Source organism: Methanobrevibacter ruminantium, assembly GCF_016294135.1.
GTDB classification, from domain to species: Archaea; Methanobacteriota; Methanobacteria; order Methanobacteriales; family Methanobacteriaceae; genus Methanobrevibacter; species Methanobrevibacter ruminantium_A.
Genome location: NZ_JAEDCO010000081.1, coordinates 1 through 2,100, shown reverse-complemented (window position 1 = coordinate 2,100; position 2,100 = coordinate 1). Strand labels below are relative to the sequence as shown.

At 32.3% G+C, this 2,100-nt stretch carries 2 protein-coding genes and 1 pseudogene; 2 read left to right on the top strand and 1 reads right to left on the bottom strand.

From position 1 onward, the window contains the following. Positions 1-307: pseudogene (locus tag VW161_RS08895) on the bottom strand (integrase); the annotation flags it as partial. Positions 308-484: 177 nt separating this feature from the next. Here VW161_RS08895 and VW161_RS08890 point away from each other — a divergent pair. Further along, on the top strand, positions 485-895 hold the full coding sequence (locus tag VW161_RS08890) for a virulence RhuM family protein (RefSeq protein WP_304136305.1): 411 nt from the start codon (positions 485-487) through the stop codon (positions 893-895). A 210-nt stretch (positions 896-1,105) separates the two neighbouring features. Beyond that, positions 1,106-1,927 (top strand): BRO family protein, encoded by an 822-nt coding sequence (locus VW161_RS08885; protein ID WP_304163214.1) that lies wholly within the window; start codon positions 1,106-1,108, stop codon positions 1,925-1,927. Positions 1,928-2,100: the final 173 nt, after the last annotated feature.

Sequence of the window (2,100 nt, the reverse complement as noted above, 5' to 3'; positions counted from 1 at the left end):
AATAGGGCAATTCAATTTCAAAATGCCTATAGAATGTCTTGATTCTGGAAAAATAGGTTCTGACAGTGCTGATAGCCAAACCTGAATCCAATAGGAATGACCTGAAATCCAACAATCTGCTTTTAATTTTTCTGTTCTTAAGCGAAATTCCTTCATCTTCCTCAACAATTGCCTCATCCATAAGGGATCCCATATCCATATCATGAAAGAACTCATACTTGGCAATTGCAGACCTGTAGGACTTAAGCGTGGAATACTTAATGTTTCTATTTGAACAAAATCTTTTCAATAATTCTTCAGAAATCATCATGATAAAAAAATATTTAAAAAAAGGACAAAATGGAGTTATTTTCATAAAGAGTAAACTATACATTAACAATTACTTCTCAAACGCTCTCTAAACATATATAAACTCAAAAAAACAATATTTAAGCAATTAAACTACAATTCAATGAAAAATATGCGAATTAAAATGGTGAAAAAAATGTCTAATTTAGAAATAAAAGAAACATACCTATATAAAACCAGTGAATGGATAGTCACTGCAGAAGTGTATTTGTCCGAAGATACAATATGGGCAACTCAAAAAGAAATGGGCAAATTATTTGATGTTAATGTAAGAACAATCAGCGACCATTTAAGAAACATATTCAGGGATGGAGAATTGGAAAAAGATTCAGTTATCCGAAAATCTCGGATAACTGCAGCTGATGGTAAAAAATATAATACAAACCTATATAATTTAGATGCAATCATCTCTGTAGGCTATCGTGTAAACAGCAAGAAAGCAACTTATTTTAGAAAATGGACAACTCAAATACTAAAGGAATACATGATAAAGGGATTTGCTCTTAACGATGAAGCTCTTAAAAATGGAGGAATTTTAAAAGAATAATTTTTTAACTATGAAAAAATTACAAAATAACTCTGATTTAATAAAATAAATCAAAATTCCAGTATTTTTAGAATATGACAATTATTTAGAAGTTTTTTCATCTAAAAAACTATAATATTTATTAATAATAAAAATAAACTATTTTTACAAGTTTATTGTCTAAGACAATATATCAACTATTAGAAAAACATTAAAAATGGAGGAAAAATAATGAAAGAAAACAATATAAAACTATTTGAAGGCAGACAAATCAGAACCAAATGGGATGAGGAAATACAGGACTATTACTATTCAATAATAGATGTTATCGCAGTCCTTACTGAAAGCAAAGACCCCAATGCTTACTGGAGAAAATTAAAACAAAGATTGAAGGAAGAAGGAAACCAAACCGTGACAAATTGTCACCAGTTGAAAATGCCGGCTAAAGATGGCAAAATGAGAATGACAGATGTGGCAACCACCAAACAGCTCTTACGCCTCATACAGTCTGTCCCATCACCAAATGCGGAACCATTCAAACTATGGTTGGCTCAAGTTGGAAGCGAAAGGCTTGATGAGATAGCAGATCCTGAACTGTCCATAGAAAGGGCAATCAACAACTATCGTCAACAGGGCTATAGCGAGGAATGGATAAGCCAAAGGATAAGAAGCATGGAAATCAGAAAGGATCTGACAGCAGAATGGGACAGATCAGGAGTTGAGAAAGGATTGGAATATGCAATCTTAACAGATGAAATAAGCAGAGCGTCATTTGGACTAACAACAAATCAGCATAAAAGGATAAAAGGACTGAAAAAGGAAAACCTTAGAGACAATATGACAAATGCAGAGCTTGTAATCAATATGCTAGGGGAACTGGCCACCACAGAAATAAGCAAAAGCGAAAACCCAAACGGATTCGAGGAAAGCCAAGATGTAGCTAAGCGTGGCGGAACCATTGCAGGAAATGCTCGCCGCGAACTGGAGGCAAACACTGGACGAAAAGTAATCAGCAAAAGCAATGCCAACGATAAAAGATTATTAGGCAAATAATTATGCATTTTGTTTTAAAAACAAAGAGCATTATCAATATTTTAACATTTCAAGACAAAGCGCTTCAAGAGAATTAAATGAATTAACTAAACAAAACATTTTAATTAAGGAAAAGGATAAAAAACAAACATTTTTACAATTAATCCAAAAAATAGGGGTTAAAAATATTTAAA